This is a genomic window from Psychroflexus montanilacus (genome assembly GCF_020164535.1).
GTDB lineage: Bacteria > Bacteroidota > Bacteroidia > Flavobacteriales > Flavobacteriaceae > Psychroflexus > Psychroflexus montanilacus.
The window spans coordinates 955,491-974,239 of record NZ_JAIQZC010000001.1; the positions used below are offsets into that span (position 1 = coordinate 955,491).

Annotated in this window: 23 protein-coding genes; 11 read left to right on the plus strand and 12 right to left on the minus strand. The window is 35.3% G+C overall.

Going from position 1 to position 18,749, the window contains the following annotated elements; genetic code table 11:
• Positions 1-13: 13 nt before the first annotated feature.
• Both LB454_RS04440 and dnaA read right to left on the minus strand, forming a co-directional pair.
• Positions 14-472 (minus strand): low molecular weight protein-tyrosine-phosphatase, encoded by a 459-nt coding sequence (locus tag LB454_RS04440; RefSeq protein WP_224463415.1) that lies wholly within the window; start codon positions 470-472, stop codon positions 14-16.
• Positions 469-1,899 (minus strand): chromosomal replication initiator protein DnaA, encoded by a 1,431-nt coding sequence (gene dnaA, locus LB454_RS04445; protein ID WP_224463416.1) that lies wholly within the window; start codon positions 1,897-1,899, stop codon positions 469-471. The genes LB454_RS04440 and dnaA overlap by 4 nt, the downstream gene beginning before the upstream one ends.
• A gap of 162 nt (positions 1,900-2,061) precedes the next feature.
• Here dnaA and LB454_RS04450 point away from each other — a divergent pair, with 162 nt between their 5' ends.
• Positions 2,062-2,502: an acyl-CoA thioesterase gene (locus LB454_RS04450; protein WP_224463417.1), complete on the plus strand. Its 441-nt coding sequence runs from the start codon at positions 2,062-2,064 to the stop codon at positions 2,500-2,502.
• Here the strand turns inward: LB454_RS04450 and LB454_RS04455 are convergent.
• Positions 2,499-2,867: a methylglyoxal synthase gene (locus LB454_RS04455; RefSeq protein ID WP_224463418.1), complete on the minus strand. Its 369-nt coding sequence runs from the start codon at positions 2,865-2,867 to the stop codon at positions 2,499-2,501. The two genes, LB454_RS04450 and LB454_RS04455, sit on opposite strands and share 4 nt — an antisense overlap.
• 3 nt (positions 2,868-2,870) lie before the next feature.
• Positions 2,871-3,359: a GNAT family N-acetyltransferase gene (locus LB454_RS04460; RefSeq protein ID WP_224463419.1), complete on the minus strand. Its 489-nt coding sequence runs from the start codon at positions 3,357-3,359 to the stop codon at positions 2,871-2,873.
• 222 nt (positions 3,360-3,581) lie between these two features.
• Between LB454_RS04460 and ribD the strand changes: the two genes are divergently transcribed.
• From ribD to LB454_RS04475, 3 genes are read left to right on the plus strand one after another with little or no spacing between them, the layout of a single operon-like run.
• Positions 3,582-4,625 (plus strand): bifunctional diaminohydroxyphosphoribosylaminopyrimidine deaminase/5-amino-6-(5-phosphoribosylamino)uracil reductase RibD, encoded by a 1,044-nt coding sequence (gene ribD, locus LB454_RS04465; protein WP_224463420.1) that lies wholly within the window; start codon positions 3,582-3,584, stop codon positions 4,623-4,625.
• A complete protein-coding gene (locus tag LB454_RS04470; protein ID WP_224463421.1) occupies positions 4,618-5,226 on the plus strand; it encodes an HAD family hydrolase in 609 nt (202 codons plus the stop codon). The genes ribD and LB454_RS04470 overlap by 8 nt, the downstream gene beginning before the upstream one ends.
• Positions 5,223-6,098 carry an EamA family transporter gene (locus LB454_RS04475; protein WP_224463422.1) on the plus strand — a complete coding sequence of 292 codons (876 nt, stop codon included), beginning with the start codon at positions 5,223-5,225 and terminating at the stop codon, positions 6,096-6,098. The genes LB454_RS04470 and LB454_RS04475 overlap by 4 nt, the downstream gene beginning before the upstream one ends.
• Here LB454_RS04475 and LB454_RS04480 read toward each other — a convergent pair.
• From LB454_RS04480 to pepE, 4 genes are all read right to left on the minus strand, one after another.
• On the minus strand, positions 6,066-6,647 hold the full coding sequence (locus LB454_RS04480; protein ID WP_224463423.1) for a phosphatase PAP2 family protein: 582 nt from the start codon (positions 6,645-6,647) through the stop codon (positions 6,066-6,068). The two genes, LB454_RS04475 and LB454_RS04480, sit on opposite strands and share 33 nt — an antisense overlap.
• The gene (locus LB454_RS04485; protein ID WP_224463424.1) at positions 6,647-6,949 is read right to left on the minus strand and encodes a Sec-independent protein translocase subunit TatA/TatB; all 303 of its coding nucleotides are present in this window, start codon (positions 6,947-6,949) and stop codon (positions 6,647-6,649) included. Before LB454_RS04485 ends, LB454_RS04480 begins: the two co-directional genes overlap by 1 nt.
• A 65-nt stretch (positions 6,950-7,014) precedes the next feature.
• Complete coding sequence (locus LB454_RS04490; protein ID WP_224463425.1) at positions 7,015-7,929, minus strand: glutaminase; 915 nt, start codon at positions 7,927-7,929, stop codon at positions 7,015-7,017.
• 3 nt (positions 7,930-7,932) lie between these two features.
• Positions 7,933-8,631, minus strand: a complete 699-nt coding sequence (gene pepE, locus LB454_RS04495; RefSeq protein WP_224463426.1) for a dipeptidase PepE — start codon at positions 8,629-8,631, stop codon at positions 7,933-7,935.
• Between the two features lie 104 nt (positions 8,632-8,735).
• On the opposite strand from pepE, the gene LB454_RS04500 reads away from it, so the two are divergent.
• From LB454_RS04500 to LB454_RS04515, 4 genes are read left to right on the plus strand one after another with little or no spacing between them, the layout of a single operon-like run.
• The gene (locus LB454_RS04500) at positions 8,736-9,515 is read left to right on the plus strand and encodes a carboxypeptidase-like regulatory domain-containing protein (RefSeq protein ID WP_224463427.1); all 780 of its coding nucleotides are present in this window, start codon (positions 8,736-8,738) and stop codon (positions 9,513-9,515) included.
• 1 nt (position 9,516) lies between these two features.
• Complete coding sequence (locus LB454_RS04505) at positions 9,517-10,260, plus strand: carboxypeptidase-like regulatory domain-containing protein (protein ID WP_224463428.1); 744 nt, start codon at positions 9,517-9,519, stop codon at positions 10,258-10,260.
• Positions 10,257-10,763: a DUF6702 family protein gene (locus LB454_RS04510; protein WP_224463429.1), complete on the plus strand. Its 507-nt coding sequence runs from the start codon at positions 10,257-10,259 to the stop codon at positions 10,761-10,763. Before LB454_RS04505 ends, LB454_RS04510 begins: the two co-directional genes overlap by 4 nt.
• A 10-nt stretch (positions 10,764-10,773) precedes the next feature.
• The gene (locus tag LB454_RS04515) at positions 10,774-13,098 is read left to right on the plus strand and encodes a M1 family metallopeptidase (RefSeq protein WP_224463430.1); all 2,325 of its coding nucleotides are present in this window, start codon (positions 10,774-10,776) and stop codon (positions 13,096-13,098) included.
• 51 nt (positions 13,099-13,149) lie between these two features.
• Here the strand turns inward: LB454_RS04515 and LB454_RS04520 are convergent, their stop codons facing one another.
• Genes LB454_RS04520 through LB454_RS04535 form a run of 4 tightly spaced genes read right to left on the minus strand, consistent with a single transcriptional unit; the run spans position 13,150 to position 17,112 of the window.
• Positions 13,150-14,019: a diacylglycerol/lipid kinase family protein gene (locus LB454_RS04520; protein WP_224463431.1), complete on the minus strand. Its 870-nt coding sequence runs from the start codon at positions 14,017-14,019 to the stop codon at positions 13,150-13,152.
• A 2-nt stretch (positions 14,020-14,021) separates the two neighbouring features.
• Positions 14,022-14,951 (minus strand): phosphatase domain-containing protein, encoded by a 930-nt coding sequence (locus LB454_RS04525; protein WP_224463432.1) that lies wholly within the window; start codon positions 14,949-14,951, stop codon positions 14,022-14,024.
• Between the two features lie 4 nt (positions 14,952-14,955).
• Positions 14,956-16,287 (minus strand): MFS transporter, encoded by a 1,332-nt coding sequence (locus tag LB454_RS04530; RefSeq protein WP_224463433.1) that lies wholly within the window; start codon positions 16,285-16,287, stop codon positions 14,956-14,958.
• A gap of 3 nt (positions 16,288-16,290) precedes the next feature.
• The gene (locus LB454_RS04535; protein ID WP_224463434.1) at positions 16,291-17,112 is read right to left on the minus strand and encodes a M48 family metallopeptidase; all 822 of its coding nucleotides are present in this window, start codon (positions 17,110-17,112) and stop codon (positions 16,291-16,293) included.
• Between the two features lie 111 nt (positions 17,113-17,223).
• On the opposite strand from LB454_RS04535, the gene msrB (LB454_RS04540) reads away from it, so the two are divergent.
• Genes msrB (LB454_RS04540) through LB454_RS04550 form a run of 3 tightly spaced genes read left to right on the plus strand, consistent with a single transcriptional unit; the run spans position 17,224 to position 18,609 of the window.
• Positions 17,224-17,706 carry a peptide-methionine (R)-S-oxide reductase MsrB gene (msrB, locus tag LB454_RS04540; protein WP_224463435.1) on the plus strand — a complete coding sequence of 161 codons (483 nt, stop codon included), beginning with the start codon at positions 17,224-17,226 and terminating at the stop codon, positions 17,704-17,706.
• A gap of 1 nt (position 17,707) precedes the next feature.
• Positions 17,708-18,106: a peptide-methionine (R)-S-oxide reductase MsrB gene (msrB, locus tag LB454_RS04545; protein WP_224463436.1), complete on the plus strand. Its 399-nt coding sequence runs from the start codon at positions 17,708-17,710 to the stop codon at positions 18,104-18,106.
• Positions 18,103-18,609, plus strand: coding sequence for a hypothetical protein (locus tag LB454_RS04550; RefSeq protein WP_224463437.1), 507 nt, complete (start codon positions 18,103-18,105; stop codon positions 18,607-18,609). Before msrB (LB454_RS04545) ends, LB454_RS04550 begins: the two co-directional genes overlap by 4 nt.
• Positions 18,610-18,749: the final 140 nt, after the last annotated feature.

Genomic DNA, 18,749 nt, shown 5'->3' on the forward strand with positions numbered 1-18,749 from the left:
TGATGAAGCTAAATTAAGATTTCTCCAATTCTTTTGCTATAACGGTGCAAGATTCTTCCAACATATCGTAAACCTGATTAAAACCATCTATGGAATTATGATAAGGATCTGGAACGCTTTGAGATTCGCCAGGGAAAATTTTATCCAAAATCAAACTGACTTTGTTTTTCTCTTCATCTGTTTCTACCAACGCTATTACGTCTTCATAGTTGGAAGTGTCCATGACAAATATATAATCAAAAAATTTCAAGTCTTCTTTTAAAAATTTTCTGCTTCGCTGGTCTGTGATATCCAATCCATTCTTATTTGCTACTTCTATTGAGCGCTGATCCGGCAACTCGTCTTCATGAAAACCAGAGGTTCCTGCAGAATCGACTTCAAATTTTGAAGGGTCTAGTTTAGATTTCAAAATGCCTTCTGCCAATGGAGAGCGACAAATATTGCCTAAACACACCATCAAGATTCTAGTCATAGTTGCTTGAATTTAATCTCTAAGTCTTGAATGAATTTGCGGAATTGCTTATCAGATTCCTGAAGGTTAGAAACAATTTTACAAGAATGCAGAACCGTAGAATGGTCTCTTTGCCCAATATGTCTTCCTATGTTGGTGAGTGAAGTTTTAGTGATTTCTTTAGCAAAATACATAGCAATTTGTCTGGCCTGAACGACATTTCTCTTCCTGCTTTTGGACTGCAACTCTTCTATTTCAATGTGGAAATAATCGCTGACTACATTTTGAATATCGTCTAGAGAAATTGGTTTCTTATTATTTTTGACGTAATTTTTGACGATCTGCTCAGCAAGATCTATAGTAACTTCAGTTTTACTAAATGAAGAATGCGCTATCAAAGAAATGATGGCACCTTCCAGTTCTCTGATGTTGTTTGTAATTCTGGAAGCAACATAATCCAGGATTTCATCTGCCATTTCAACTCCATCATTGTAGAGTTTGTTTTTTATAATTTTGATTCTCGTATTGTAATCTGGTTGTTCCAACTCTGCCGACAACCCCCATTTGAATCTAGATAACAAACGCTGTTGAATGTCTTGCATATCCACAGGAGCCTTGTCACTGGTTAAAATAACTTGCTTTCCATTTTGATGCAAATGATTGAAAATATGGAAAAACACATCCTGAGTTCCCTTTTTACCAGAAATCAATTGAATATCATCAACAATGAGAACATCTATAATTTGGTAGAAATGAATAAAATCATTCCTGTTGTTTTTAGAAACTGCGTCAATATGCTGTTGTGTAAATTTATCAGCAGAAATGTAAAGAACTGTCTTTTCTGGAAATTTATCTTTCACTTGCAATCCAATAGCATGAGCAAGATGAGTTTTACCCAGACCAACTCCACCAAAGATAAGCAATGGATTGAAAGAGGTTCCTCCAGGCTTATTAGCAACTGCAAGGCTCGCAGATCTAGCCAATCGGTTAGAAGTTCCTTCTAAAAAATTATCAAAACTATAATTTGAATTTAATTGAGAGTCGATTTTGAGATTCCTTATTCCTGGAATCACAAATGGATTTTTTAATTCAGGATTTTTCTGTCGAGCAGGAAAATCTACGGATTGAGAATGGACATTGGATCGTTGTGTACTTGGTATTTTCTCAGTGAAAGGTTGTTTATTGCCTTCTGCATTTTCCATCCGAATCACATAAACCAATTTTGCACCCTTCCCAAGCTCTTTTGTGAGAGCAACTTTAAGAAGATCTACATAATGCTCTTCAAGCCATTCATAAAAGAATTTTGAGGGAACTTGAATACTTAGAGCATTATCATTAAGTTTTACAGCATTTATCGGTTGGAACCAGGTTTTATAAGCTTGATCTGAGATATTGTCCTTAATGAAGTTAAGGCAGTTATCCCATACCGAAGTTGCTGATTTTGACATAGTTAAGCTTAAAGTATTTGTATTTAAATTCAATTTTATTGAAGCGGTTTAACTACAATCGGACGACAAATATGTGAACAAACTTTTTAATAAAAAAATTAAATTCAGGTTGAAATTCTCGTTTTTTCTGCCTATACTTAAAGAGATGTTAATATATAAATTTTGAGCAAAAATTATAAAGAAATAAGACCAGTTTCTACCCTATCTCATATTGAAGTGAGGTACGCAGAAACCGACCAGATGGGAGTCGTACACCATGCTGTTTATCCAATTTATTTTGAACAAGCCAGAGTAGATTGGCTCCGAAATATGGGCATGCACTATCAAAAAATGGAAGATAATGGAGTGATGTTGCCGCTAAGTAGATTAACAATAGATTATAAAAAACCAGCAAAATTTGGCGACATTTTAGAAGTCAAAACGAGCCTTAACGTTTTGCCAGGCGCTTCTATTACTTTTGATTATGAGATCAAAAATCAAAACGATGAATTGCTCACAAAAGGGCAAACCATCTTGGTTTTTGTAAATCAATCAACCAAAAGACCTATGCGCTGTCCAGAGGAAATTATGAACTTAATTTTGAAAGCTATTCCTAAAGATTAATCTTTAAAATAAGCATCTACCAGCAATTGAGCTGTGGCTGGATTGGTAGCAATAGGAATGTTATGTACATCGCAAATTCTCATCAACATTTGCACATCAGGCTCGTGCGGATGTTTCCCTAATGGATCTCTAAAGAACAAAATCATCTCAAGACCTTTCTCTGCGGCAAGTCCTGCAATTTGCGCATCTCCTCCAATGGGTCCAGAAAGTTTCTTTTCAACTTTAAGGCCTGTATTTTCTACATGCGTCCCTGTTGTACCAGTAGCGATAAGCTCTGCCTTTTTGAGTTTATCCAAATTTTTATTGATAAAATTGACCATTTCTGGCTTTTTTCCATCATGAGCAATTATTGCTATTTTTTTCATAATCTAGTTTAATTGTTTTTTCATAAATACCGAACAGGAGTAATGACCAGTGTCCCCCATTCTAACCTGGATGTATTCAAAACCTGTCTTTTGATATAACTTTTGAGCAGCTTTCATTCCTGGCAGGGTCTCAATATAGCATTCTTTAAAATCGTTGGCTTTTGCAAAATCTAAACAAGCCTGCATCATTTGACTTCCCAAGCCTCTTCCTCTAGCAGCTGGATCAAAATACATCTTTTGAAGTTCACAAACTTGTGGTTCCCCATTTTCTAAAGGTGAAATCCCGGCACTTCCTAAAATTTCTTCTCCTTCCAAGAGCACAAAATACTCCGATCTATCTTTCTGATAGTTTTCAAAAAGCTGGTCTAAAGCTTTGTCCTCGTAGGCTGTCCCTACTTTTGGAGCCCCTTGTTCTACCAATACATGGCGGATCATCTCAGCCACTTTCTTGTTATCATCTTTTTGAATGGGGCGAATTGTAATATTTGTCATCTCAAGTTTCAGTTGAACGGTAAAATAGATTTGAATTCCATAATTCAAGAATGGCTTGAAAAACCACACGCTAAAATAAATGAATTTAAAAGTTATAGGTGTAACTATCTTAAAAAATTGAAATTAATTCGGCACAAATTCAGAAGAAATCAACCGAAATAAACTTGAGAAAAAGCAAATGATTTTGACTTGAAAGCTTAAGTCTTTTTCTATTTTTACGCTGTGAACAGGAATGAATTTTATATAAAAAGATGCCTTGAACTGGCAGAAAACGGATTGGGAACTACATATCCAAATCCCCTGGTAGGTTGTGTTATAGTACATGATGAGAAGATAATTGGTGAGGGTTGGCACATTAAGTCTGGAGACGCCCATGCTGAAGTGCGTGCGATTGCCTCGGTAAAAGATGAATCTTTACTGAAAAAATCAACTATATACGTGACCTTAGAGCCATGTAGCCATTTTGGAAAAACACCGCCTTGCAGTGATCTTATTATTGCCAAAAAAATCCCCAACATTGTTGTGGGCACTCTGGATCCTTTTGCAAAAGTGGCAGGTATAGGTATCAAAAAACTACTTGCTGCAGGAAGAAATGTAGTGGTAGGCGTTTGTGAAAAAGAATGTGAAGCCTTAAACAAGCGATTTTTTACTTTTCACAGAAAAAAGAGACCGTATGTCATCCTGAAATGGGCAGAAACCAAGCATGGATTTATTGCTCCTCTTGAACAAAAATCAAATGAAATTTTCTGGATAACCAATTCTCATGCTCAGCAACTTGTTCATAAATGGAGAAGTAAGGAACAGGCCATTTTGGTCGGCACTCAAACTGCACTGGCAGACAATCCAAAACTAAATGTAAGGCATTGGAACGGCACAAACCCCACTCGTGTAGTGATTGATAAATCTTTAAAACTCCCAGGGCATCTATCATTGCTTGATAAATCTCAACCAACTGTTGTGTTTCATGACAAAGGCATTACAGAGAAAAATAAGGATAATTTAATCTATATAGGTCTGGATTTTAATTGTGAGGTTTTGACTCAAGCCCTAGAGGAGTTATATAAACTTGAGCTACAATCCATCATTATTGAAGGGGGTAGTAAAACGCTTCAGGGTTTTATTGATGCTGGATTGTGGGACGAAGCTAGAGTTTTTACAGGTCAGAATGATATCGATAAAGGAATAAAGGGACCTGTTTTAGAAAGACAGGCAACTCGAACTGTTGATGTAGAAGGCGATCAACTCAATTATTTTTATAATGATTAAAACTATCATTTTTGATTTTGGTGATGTATTTCTCACCTTAGATAAATCGGCGACCGATAAGCATTTGAAAGCTCAAGGCATTTCTGAACTTGATGCGGAACTCATCAATGTTAACATGTCTTATGAGAAAGGATTAATCTCTACAGATGAATTCATTCAACACTACACTAAAAGATTTAGCAATCTTTTAGTAGAAGATTTTAAACTTGCCTGGAACTCGATTTTGATTGAATTTCCTCAAGAACGTTTGGAATTTCTAAAACAACTGAAGCAATCTGGTTCATACAAGCTTATTTTACTTAGCAATACGAACGAGTTACACATTGACTGGGTAAAGAAACACATTTCTGTTTTTGAGGAATTTAAGTCTTGTTTCGATAAGTTTTATTTGACGCATGAGATACACTTCAGAAAGCCCGATGAAGCCATTTTTGAATTTGTTTTGAGAGAAAATAATTTAGACCCTGCAGACACTTTATTTGTTGATGACACACTGGAGCATACACTTTCTGCTAAAAAACTTGGCATCCATACATGGCATCTTGATGCAGGAAAAGAAGAAGTCACAGAATTATTTTCCAAAAAATCAGATCTATTTTGATAGCACTACTTTTAAGTATTTTATCGTCCAGTGCAATTTATATTGTGTTCAAACTCTTTGGAAAATACAAGATCACAACGCTCAATGCACTTATTGTCAATTATTTTATAGCTTTTATTCTTGGACTAATCTTTCAAGGAAATTTTTCTCTTGAAACGCTTTTAGAAGTAACTTCTAAAAATTGGTTCCTTGGCTCCATGGCCCTTGGAGCTATGTTCATTCTGGTTTTTTCACTTATGGTAATTACCACTCAAAAGGGAGGAATGTCTGTCGTATCTGTTGCTAGCAAAATGAGTGTCGCCATTCCGGTAGTTTTTGTCATTATTTATTACGACGAATCCTTAGGTCTGCTTAAAATTATAGGGATTGTCATGGCCTTGATTTCTGTGTATTTGGTTTCCGTTAGAAAACGGGACGGATTGAGTATTGATATGAAGTATTTTATTTTTCCGTTGATGGTCTTTCTGGGTAGTGGAATTATAGAAAGCAGCATCAAGTTTTTGGAAAACACCTATGTCCCGAATGATGAAGTTTCACTATTTTCTGCCAATACATTTTTCTTTGCCTGTGTAACAGGCATACTGTTTTTTGGAATCAGGAGACTGCAGGTTAAAACAAGTTTTAGAAGCAAAGATGTTTTAGGAGGTGTGCTGCTGGGAATTCCTAATTATTTCTCAATTTACTTTTTCATTTTGGCCCTCAGAATTGATGGGCTGGATAGCTCCAGCATTTTCATTATAAATAATGTAAGTATCGTTTTGCTCTCAACACTTTTAGGTATCGCCTTTTTTAAAGAAAGGGTAATTATCAAAAACTGGATAGGAATCGCAATTGCGATTTTAAGCATTATCCTGATTACGTACACGCAGTAGCTTTGGCTCTGATATAAAGTAGAGTTTCGAGAAAATAATACCGAGCATAGTCCCTACAAAAGCTCCAACGATGACATCGCTCGGGAAATGTACGCCCACAAATATCCTACTTAATGAAAATAGGATTGGCCAAATAAATATAAGCCCTAAGTATTTATATTTCGATTTTAGAACTAAAAAGATAAAAACAGTTGCAGCAAATGAAGTTGATGCATGACCAGAGAAGAAGCTATAATTTGAAGGCTCATATAGAATTTTTATTAAATCCATGAGATCTTCAGTAATGTTTGGTCTATCTCTGGCTACAAAAAATTTGGTAAGTTCTGTAACCAAGTGAGTAACACCTACTGTTACGAATACAGAAAGGATACCAAGTAAACTTTTTTTTAAATTGGATTTATAGAAAAACAATAGAATAAGAAAAACATAGAATGGGATCCAATGCTTGGAATAGGTGACCAATATCCAGAAAGGATCTAAGGCATCTGGACTAAGATTATTCAAAAAAACCATTAAATCCCAATCCCAACGAGATGGATTTAACTCCATTAAAACCGTCTTTTAATGGGACCAATCGCATCTTCAACTTCATCTTTCAATTTTGAAGTTTTAGATTCAATAGATTTGGTGTGGTCTTCCACTTCTTTTTTGATATCAAAGTCAAAATTATGCTCTTTTTTCTGCTTGGTAATTTCGGTTTTTATTTCATCTGTAGCATGACGAAAAGACTTCATTGTTTTCCCAAAAAATCTAGCTATTTCAGGAATCTTATCGGCCCCGAAAACCATAATCAGAATAAACAGAATAAAAGCTATTTCTGCACCACTAATAAAAAGAGGTAAATTTATCATATTGCAAATATACTGGTCTAAGACTAGACAGCGAAATATAAAATTTTAAAACTTAGATAAGCTTATCAAAAAATAGAAACGCCTGTTAAAGAGGTTAGTTCTTCCAGCACCTTCATTCCTAGGGCAGAATTTCCTTTTTTGTTGAGCATGGGACTCCAGACTGCAACCGAATATTGTTTAGGATGTACAGCCACAATACCCCCTCCTACACCACTTTTCCCTGGCAGTCCAACTCTAAAACTAAATTCTCCAGCTTCATCGTAAAACCCGCAAGTCTGCATGATAGAGTTGATACGCTTTACGCTTTGGCGGTCGATGACTTTTTCCTGAGTTTGAAAATGTTTCCCTTCATTTGCAAAGAGCATAAAGGCTTTGGAAAGTTGCTCACATGTCATTGCAATAGAACATTGGTAAAAGTAAAAATCCAAAACTTTGTCTGTGTCATTATTTATATTTCCCAAAGATTTCATGTAGTTCACCAAAGCTTTATTTCTGTAACCGTGTTTTTTTTCGCTCTTTGCAACAGACTCATCATAGTGTATATCATTGTCACCGCATAACTTTCTCACGAATTCCAATAAATCGTCTTTAGGATGGTCAAGAACGCTAAGTAAGGCATCTGCAACAACAATAGAGCCAGCATTTATAAAAGGATTACGAGGAATCCCATGTTCTCGTTCTAATTCAGTGAGAGAATTAAAGGCTGTACCTGAAGGTTCTACATCTACGCGTTTCCAAAGCTCTTTACCCAAAAGTTCTTTAGCTATTGTAAGTGTAAATACTTTAGATATACTTTGAATTGAAAATTTTTCCTGGCTATCCCCAAACTGAAATGAAGCACCGTCTTGACAGAAGAGATAAATTCCAAATTTAAGCGGATCCACTTTGGATAATTCTGGGATGTAGCCAGCTACTTTCCCCATGCCTTCTTTTGGAGTAAACTCTTTTTGAATAACATTTAAAATTGATTGATAATCCATGGACTAAAAGTTAATAAGACTCTTTGGACTTAATTCGTAGGCTTGTTTTCCTGGTTCAAAAATTATCGCTGGCAGATTACCTTCTAAAATTATATGAGAACCTTCCATTTTTATCCAACTCCCTTCTCGTAGCCCAACTACAATAACTGGATTCAAGTTCTGAAATTCTTTAATTCGAGTCTCACGAGTCTCTCCTTTGTGAGTAGACGAACTGTCGGGGTCCTGGTAATGTGGGTTGATGTTAAAATTGAGTATTCCAAGGGTCTCAAAAGATGGGGGATAAACGATAGGCATATCATTGGTTGTTTGCATAGAAACTCCGCAAATATTACTACCAGCACTGGTTCCAAGATATTTAGTTCCTTTTATTATGCTTTGTTTTAAGACAGACATTAAACCAAGATCGTGTAATTGTTTTACCAAAAGAAAAGTATTTCCACCACCAACAAAAATTGCTTTGGCCTCAGAAATTGCTTTCTTCATGTCTTTACACTCATGCAATCCCTTTACGATGTGAACAATATCTTCTAAACCCTTCTTAGCCTTTTCTGTGTAATGCTGATGAGAAATTCCACCAGGTCTTGCAAATGGGATGAATAATACTTCATCAACTTTGTCAAAGTGAGTTTTTAAAGCTGGTTTCAAATATTCCAAATAAGAGCTTCCATGTATCGTGGAAGTACTCGCAATGATAGCTTGCATATACTAATTGTCTTTAGTTCTACTTTATCGGCTTAACATAAATTTAGTAGCAAAATTAGGATTGCATATCTGAATTTTTAAGTAGATTGTACAAAAAATAACATATGCGACTGATCTCTACTTTTATCATACTTTTTTTTATTCAAAACCTCTCTGCACAAATCGGCGATCGCGTTTTTGTAGCTGGTGAAGTTATAGTACCACTGGATGGAGAAGTTTCTCAAATAGAAATCACCAACCAAAATTCTAAAGAAGGTACTATTACCAATCAATATGGTCAATTTGGAATTTCCGTAAAAGAAGGAGATCGGTTAAGATTTGAAGCTATACAGTATCAAAACTTTACTGTAGTTGTTGACGAAAATATTGTGAAAAACAAAAAAATGACTATCAAGATTAATGATGAGGTCAATACCTTAGATGAAGTTATAGTAAAACCTTACGATCTGGAAGGAAACATAGAAGTTGATGTTAAAAAAGTGGAAGTTAATTTTTATGAAGCTCCAAAATCGGAAAAAGTCATCAATGAGTATGAAGGCGAACAACCAACAATACGATCACAAACACTTACTGAGAATTATACCACAGAAGAACGTTTCATTAAAAACGGACTAAACATAGCCAATATATTTAGAGAAATACTTTCCTCTAAAGAAGTTGCTGAGGACCACAAACTACCCAGAGATGTAGATGTAATGGTAAGAAAAATGTATAAAGATTCATTTTTCAAAGAGAATCTCGACATTGATGAAGAAAACATCAACGAATTCATTTTTTACGTAGAAGACAAAGGTTTAACTAAAAAAATGCTCCAAAAAGGTAACGAATTAGATCTCATAGATTTCTTGATTAAGAAGTCAAAAGATTTTAAAGATAGAGACTAATTTGAAAAAGATCCTATTTTTAATAATGATTTTCCCTTCTCTTTTGATGGCTCAAGAAACTTTGATGAAAGGGAGAATCTACGCAGATTCCATTGGTGAGTATCAGGTCAATATCATCAATATCGATCAACAAATAGGCAGTGTTTCCAACACTAAAGGTAACTATGAAATAAAAGCAAGGGTTGGGGATTCCATTTTATTCACCTCTCTTCAACACAGAACTTACACCATTAAGGTTGATAAAAAGAATTTAGAAAATGACACCTCTATATTTCTGGAACTTCAGGTTAATGAGCTTCCAGAGGTTACTCTTAACCAATATAATCTTTCAGGGGATTTGACAAAAGATATTGATAAGGTGAAAGTGAATTTCGTAGACCAGAGACAATTTGGGTTTGGCGTACCTAGAGAACTCGAAAAAATAGACAGAGAACTCTACATCTCAAGTACTGGAATGCTTACACCTCTTATTTATGCCATCACCGGCGAAACAAAACGGCTAAAGCAGCGCAAGGCAAATGCAACTGTGAGGTCAAATCAAATCAAAATCATGAGACAGGTTTCAAGTGATCTTATCACAAAAGACTTAAAGATTCCAGAAAAATATATTGAGGATTTCGCATATTTTTGTGCTGAAGATCTTAAAACCATGTCTATTGTCAATAAAAATGATCCTTTAGCTTTGATCGACGAATTAAAGTTGAAGGCTATTGCATACCTAAAATTAAAAGAGACTCAAGAATGAAGCTTATTGCTGCCTTATGTATTTGGTTGTCGTTTTCAACACCTACAATTTCATATCACGAATTTTACCTGAGCGTTACAGATATCAATTATGTTCAGGATGAAAAAAGTCTGCAAATCATTTCCAGAGTTTTTACTGATGATCTGGAAAATGTTATCAACACAAGGTATGAGAAGGATTTTAAACTTATACCGAGATTCGAAGTCGAAGAGATAGACACATATATTAAAAAATACATTCAAACCAAGTTTATCTTAGAAACGAATCAAGGGCGATTGCCTTTAAAGTATCTAGGTAGAAAATATGAAGATGATATGGTATATTTGTTTCTTGAGGTAGAAAATATTGACGACTTTGAATATTTATCTGTAGAAAATTCAATGTTAACTGATTTATTTGAGGACCAAAAAAACATGATTCATTTTAAATCAAATGATTTTAAAAAAAGTTTCATTTTAGAAAAAGAACTTTCAAAAAGAAAAATAAATTATAACACTAAATAACCCACTGCATATGAATTTATTTAAATACACAAGTCTATTATTATCTATTCTTGTTTTATCGGTTTCTGGATATGCCCAGGAAGAAAAAGAGGAAGAGAAGCAAGAAGGGCATACCAATCAAAACAAGTTTAGACAACTTTATGATGAGTTTGCCACCCCAAACGTTTACAGAACTGCATCTGGGGCACCTGGTCACCAATACTATCAAAATACGGCGGATTATGAAATGGACATTACTCTAGATGATGAAAATACGCGTCTGTATGGTAAGGAAACCATTACCTATACCAACAATTCTCCAGATGCCTTGCAATATTTATGGGTGATGCTTGATCAAAATATAAGAGCAAAAGACAGTCCTGCAAAAGAAAGGAATAGTAGTGAATTTGCTCCTGTAACTCCTGCTGGTAGTTTTGTGAATTCTCATATGAAAGCAGATTTTGATGGCGGATTTAATATTCAAAAAGTTCATAAAGATGGCGAAGAGCTTCCTTATACCATAAATTACACAATGATGCGTGTGGATATGGACAAACCTCTTATGCCGGGTGAGTCTTATGAATTTTCTATTGAGTGGGATTATTTAATAAACAACCATACTGTGAATGGAGGCCGCTCTGGCTATGAGTATTTTGAAGAAGATGATAACAGAGCTTATGTTATAGCTCAATTCTTTCCAAGAATGGCAGTCTACAATGACAAAGAAGGCTGGCAGAATTATCAGTTCTGGGGAAGTGGAGAATGGTCTTTACCTTTTGGGAATTATGATGTAAAAATTACTGTTCCAGAAGATCATATTCTGGATGCAACTGGAAAATTACAAAACAGGAAGCAAGTATTTAGCAAAACCATGCTAGATCGTTATGAGAAAGCTAAAACTTCCTATGACGAACCAGTAGTGATTGTCACCGAAGAAGAAGCCATTGCCAATGAAAAAATAAATGCAACCAAAACAAAAACCTGGGAATTTAAAGCCGATATGGTAAGAGATTTTGGATTTGCAACTTCCAGAAAATTCATTTGGGATATGATGGCTGTAAAAGTTGGCGATAAAGATGTTATGGCCGTGTCTCTATACCCAAAAGAAGGAAATCCGCTTTGGGAAGACTGGTCTACCAGAGCAGTTGCAAGTACGCTGGAAACTTATAGCAGTTTTACTTTTGAGTATCCTTATCACAAAGCCATTTCTGTTCATGCCAAAAGCCAGGGGATGGAATACCCTATGATTTGCTGGAATTATGGAAGACCAGACGAAAACGGATTTGTTTCGGATAGAGTGAAATTTGGAATGATGAGTGTAATCATTCATGAAATTGGCCACAATTTCTTTCCAATGATTGTAAATAGTGATGAGAGACAATGGGGCTGGATGGATGAAGGTCTTAATACATTTATGCAGTATTTATCAGAACAGGAATTTGCCAAAAAACACCCAGAAATTCTACAGGGCAATGAAGAAACTTACGAAAAGTACCCTTCTAGAAGAGGTGAGCCTTCAAAAATCGTAAATTACATGAAGGGAAATCAGGATTTTATTTCCCCAATTATGACCAATCCTGAACAGGTATATCAACTTGGAAACAATGCTTATGGCAAACCTGCTACTGCTTTGAATATATTGAGAGAAACGGTTATGGGAAATGAGCTTTTTGACTATGCTTTCAAAACCTTTGCACAACGCTGGATGTTTAAACATCCTACGCCAGAAGATTTCTTTAGAACTATGGAAGATGCTTCTGCTGTTGACCTTGATTGGTACTGGAGAGGATGGTTCTACACCACAGATTATGTAGATATTGGCATTGAAAATGTAGAAAATTATTTCATCACCAGTAACCCCACAACCGAAGGAAAAGCTCTATTGGCCAGATATGGTATAGATGATCCGGAAAATGACCCGCGCACCAAAGATGCTGTTTATCTGTTATCTGCAGATAGTGAAGATTTTGAAGCGTCAATGAAAGAGGGCGATCCTCTCGAAAACGCTCCAAAACTTCGTGAATATCTTATGGATAATTTCACTCAATCTGAGATTGATGAAATGAAGCATCCGAAACACATTTATGAAATCACTTTCAACAAACCTGGAGGATTGGTAATGCCAATTATTGTTGAATTTCATTACGCAGACGGCACATCCAAAACTGTAAAATATCCAGTCCAGGTTTGGAGAAAAAATGACTCTGAAGTAAAAAAAGCCATCTTTTCTGAAAAAGAAATCGTGAAAATGGTCGTAGACCCTATGCAAGAAACTGCAGATGTGGATACTTCTAACAACACATGGCCTAGAGAAAATAATAAAAGTGAATTTGATTCTTTTAAGGAAGGAAAATAAATAACAAACTAAAAGTATGCAAAACGCTAGTTTTAATAAAACTAGCGTTTTTCATTGAATAAAAGTCAATGAATTTGGTAATACTTTGATGTTGATTTCAGTAAATTCTTCGATAACTTCTCCGTCAATTTGCAGGAGTCTAGGTTGTTTGAATTTTACTTTAGCAGATTTAGCCTGAATCGTTTCCAGATTTTCGGTGGTATAATCTTCATCAAATTTAGACAAAGCGGCTCCTATCAAGTCTGAAAAGTCCATAGCCCGCACTAAAACAAATTCAAAGAAACCATCATTCATTTTACCAATGGAGTTAAGAGGAATTCCAGTACCAAATCGTCTTCCATTACAGATGGCCAGCATTACTCCTTTTCTTTGATATTCCATCTGTTCTGTCTCAATTTCAAACTCAAAACTCTTAGGGTTTTGAAATTCTGTCCAAAAGTGTTTGGCATATGTCAGCATCCCTCGGGAACCATCTTTTTCATAGTTGTATACAAGATTAGCATTGGCGCCTATATCCCCAAGATGTAGCAATAAGAAATTGTCATTGATCGATAGCAGATCCAGATTGGTGGTCCGATCAGATTTCAGGAATTTCTCGAATAGTATCCTTGGAGAATTCGTCAAGTTAAGCTCTACTGCCATACCATTAGCTGACCCCATGGGTATAAAACCAACCTTAATTTTATACTCCATAAGTGGTTGTAGAAACATATTCAAAGTCCCATCACCACCTACAATAATTACTTTTTTCGGGGAATAAGAACTTATAATTTCGTCAAATTCTTTGCAATCATCCTTACCTGAGGTTTTATATATATGGTAATCTAAATTTGACTTTATCATCATTTTTTTAGCAAAATCGATAAAATCATTTTTATTCTTTCCCCCAGATACAGGGTTAATTACGAGAAGGATGTCCATTTTTAAAGCTTCAGTAAATGTTTAAGTTCTTCAATTTCAAGATCACTATCATCGTCATCTTGAAAATACATGCAGTCAACACCCGTGTCCTGAAGTGCTTTCCATTTTGCTTTTTGATCTTCATCAACATAAAAACTGGTTTGACGTATGTAGACTTTGGTAATTTGACCTTTATAAGCATTCACGATTTCCCTATAAATATCCATGTCTTTTTGAGTATCATCGCCGATTAATACGAAATTCTTTTCAGGTAAATTTAAAATAATTTGGTGTAGAAAATTTAGTTTGTGTTGCCCCTTATTAGGCTTGAAAAGGGATTTAAATTTAAGGTAAGGGGTTAAAAATAAAGGGCCGACAGGTATTTCATTGTATCTAAAAATTGCTGTAATCAATCCAAAAAGATTACTTTCACTTTTCGATAAATATACAATTCTGAATTTGTTTTCGTCAAAGAAATCAAGTAAGGAATTACTAAATAAAACTTTTTTTCGACGCTTTGGCCTCCTAAATAGGATAGTAAAAATACGTTTTAAGGCAGACGCTGTGTGCGAATGAATTACAGTGTCGTCAATATCTGAAATCACTTCTATTGAAGTAGATAAATCCTGAAAATAGTGTGGATGAGTTTGATGAATAAAAAGCTGATTATGCTGTTCATCGTAGATTTTAAAGTCCTCCACATTTTTCAAAGGGAGGATCTCAAAGAAATAACCCTTCTGACTTGTTACGATGGAATAGTTTTGATCTTGAGTTTCAATCAAGATTTCTTTAAGCTTGTAGGTTTTTTTTCGATAAGAACTTAATACATTCCAGGCGTTTGCCAAAATAGACTTAGGTGACTTATCAATATTGGTCCTATTTTTAAGCGCTGTACCTGTTACAAGAACCTTGTCTTTTAGCTCCAGAGCTGTAAGATGCCATAGAAAAGCCATATTCTTAAATTTTGGTTTTTACTTTTAATCTAAAAAGTAAGACAATACCTCCAATAAAGAATAAAATTAAAAAAAGTATAGCATTTCTAATGCTTCCAGTTACTTGAGCTATAAATCCATATAAAAACATACCTATCACTATCCCGACTTTTTCAGTTACTTCATAAAAACTAAAAAACGAAGCAGTATCTTTTTCTTCTTCAGGAATATATTTGGAATATGTAGATCTGGACAAAGACTGAATTGCTCCCATTACCAGTCCAACAAAAAAGGCTGTGATGTAAAATTGAATAGGTTGGGTGATAAAAAAGGCAAACACGCAAATGCCTATCCAAATGAAGTTGATCCCTATCAATATGTTGATGTTCCCATATTTCTCAGAAAGTTTGGAGGCTAAATTTGCACCAGCAATAGCAACAAGTTGAATAACAAGAATACTTACGATGAGTCCTGTTGTAGCTTCACCTTCAGGCCACTGTATTTCACCAACTCCAAAGTAAGTTGCAATTAACATGATAGTTTGAACTGCCATACTATAAACGAAAAAAGCTCTAAGATAAGGTTCAAAGCCAAATGAAGATTTTATTTTCTGGTAGGTGTTTTTCAATTCTTTAAAGCCATTCCACAGCAAATCTTTGGTTTTTGCATTGCCTTTTCGATTACCTTTTGGTAAATAAGAATAGGTATACTGACTAAAAGCTATCCACCAAATGCCAGTTAAAATGAAAGAAATACGTGTTGGCAAAGATTCACTTTCGAACCCAAAAAACTCGTAGTATAAAATCAACACAAGGCAAAAAATCAATAAAATTACACTTCCAATGTAACCGAGGGAGAATCCTTTTGCTGAAGCCTTATCTTGTTGATCTCTGTAAGCAATATCTGGTAGATACGAGTTATAGAACACAATACTTCCCCAAAATCCTATCAAACCAAAGAAATAACAGATAAGTCCAAACCATAAATTTTCTATTGAAAACCAGAACAGACCTATACAGGCAGAGGCCCCGAGGTAATTGAAAAACTTCATAAAGTTCTTCTTATTTCCAATATAATCTGATATCCCTCCAAGAAGCGGACTCATCAAGGAAATGACTATAAAAGCTAAGCCAGTCACATAACTTATTAATGCATCATTGTTGAAACTAAAGCCTAAAAATTGAACCGAATCATCTATAACAAGACCCTTATCATCTTTTAAAAGAGTAATCGCTCCATAATAAATTGGAAATATAGCAGAACTTATTACTAAGGGATAAACAGAATTGGCCCAATCATAAAAAGCCCATGCATGAATGAGCTTTTTATGACCTTTTGGAAGTGCTTTTGGCTCCAAAATTTAATTTTGAAAAGAAGTCACTCCAAATTTGGCAGCTTCTTTTTTAGCATCTTCTGCCAAATTTTTTAAATTTTGAATCCTGGAATCATTAGAAGGGTGAGTACTCATAAATTGAGGAGGACCTCCTCCACCAGAATTTTCTTTCATACGCATCCATAGCTTAGCTGCCTCATCCGGGTCGTATCCTGCAATAGCCATCAGTTTGATTCCAATTTCGTCAGCTTCAGTCTCATGTTTTCTACTAAAGGGCAACATAACTCCAACCTGAGAACCTAACCCGTAGGCGGTTGCAAAGATCTGCTGACTTTGCTGATCATCACCTAGCGCAATAGTTCCTACTGCACCTACAGCCTGCTGAATTTGACCAGCACTCATACGCTGCTGACCGTGGTTTGCAAGAGCATGCGCTACTTCATGGCCCATTATAGCAGCAACACCTGCTTCATTTTCAGCTATGGGAAGAATTCCGGTGTAAAACGCAATTTTACCACCAGGCATTGCCCAGGCATTCACCTGTTCATCATCTATTAAATTAAATTCCCATTTATAATTGTCGGTATATTCTGGATACCCATTTTCTGCCAACCAGCGTTCTGAGGCATTGGCAACTTTAAGCCCAACTCTCTGTATCATTTGAGCCTGCTCACCTTCTTTTATGACTTTACTCTCTTCCAAAACCTGATTGTACTGCTCAAATGACATTGGCAGAATTTGTGAATTAGGAACTAAAGCAAGTGTACTTTTACCTGTAAAGGGATTCTGCCCACAACCTACGATTATGAACGCTATTAAAAAACTGGTACAAAGTTTGAACTTAGTCATGATATTAATTTTTATCAAAACTAATCATAAAATTGATTACTGAATGTATTTGATTTGTGAAAATTAGTTGGTGACAAATGATTAAGTTTTAATTTTAGAAAAAAATAAGTTATGAAACAGATATCTCTAGCATTAGTTTTAATTTTCCTTGTGTCTTGCAAGTCAGAAGCCCAAAAAGATGAAAAGTCTAAAGAGTATAAAGTCCAAAAATCTGAAAGTGAATGGAAAGCAGAACTTTCTGATGAGGAATACAGAATTCTTAGAAAAGCAGGCACAGAAAGTCCATATTCAAGCCCGCTTAATGATGTAAAGGAACCAGGAGTATTTGTTTGTGCTGCGTGTGGTAACGAATTGTATGAAACCAAACATAAATTTGACAGTGGGACTGGCTGGCCAAGTTTTGACAGAGCTATAGAAAATAGTTTAGCATTTAGTTCTGACAGGAAATTGGGATACGAGCGCTCAGAATTGCTTTGCGGTGATTGCGGAGGACATCTCGGTCATATTTTTGATGATGGACCCAAAGAAACTACTGGTAAAAGACACTGCATCAACGGTGTAGCTTTAAAATTTAAACCAAAAGAAAAATCATAGGATGTCAGATAAAAAAGAAATGACTGAGCAAGAGTGGAAAGAGCAACTTTCGGAACAAGAATACCATGTGTTGAGAGAAAAAGGGACAGAACCCCCACATTCTGGAAAATATAATGCACATTTTGAAGAAGGAAAATACCATTGCAATGGCTGTGGTGCGCTACTGTTTGATAGTGAATCCAAATTTGAAAGCAACTGCGGTTGGCCAAGTTTCGATAGTTCGGTTGAAGGTGCTATAGAGTACAAAAAAGACACTACCTTCGGCATGATTCGCATTGAGATATTATGTTCTAATTGTGGCGGACACATTGGTCATATTTTTGATGATGGGCCTACCGAAACTGGAAAGCGGTATTGTGTCAATTCGCTAAGTATTAATTTTGAAAACCAAGACCAATGAAAAAAATTAGTTTATTACTAGCTTTTATTTTCCTTACCTTAAGCTGTGAAGGCGACCGAGGTCCGCAAGGCCCTCCAGGGCGTGACGGTGGACTAGAATTTGCAACAGTTTATGAAATTGAAAGGGACTTGAGACCACAGGATGGATATACTTTCATTTTTGAATTTCCAGGAGGTGAAATACCTGAAAGTGATATTGTACAAGTTTTTTTATCTGAAGACAGGATTAATGGTAATGATTTATGGACTCCACTACCTGCAATCTTTTTCTTTGATGATGGATCACAAGTAGTCTATAATTATAACCACACAAGTTTTGATGTCGAAGTTTTCTTGACTGATAATAATTTTAATTTAGATACAGTTCCGGATGAATATGTATTCAATAAGAGATTCAGAATAGTTGTGATTCCTGGTGCTTTTGGCGAAAATAATTCAGAGTTGAATAGCATGGAAGCCATAATGCAAGAAATGCCAAATACAGAAATCATAAAACTAGATTAATACTAAATCAATTTTTCTTAAAAGGCCTTTATATAGGTCTTTTTTTATATTGCTAACACAGGAACTAGAGTTAAGTTAATACTCTTCAAATTATTGGTTTGCTTTAGGAATATAATTTTAATTTTACATTTCAAAAAAAT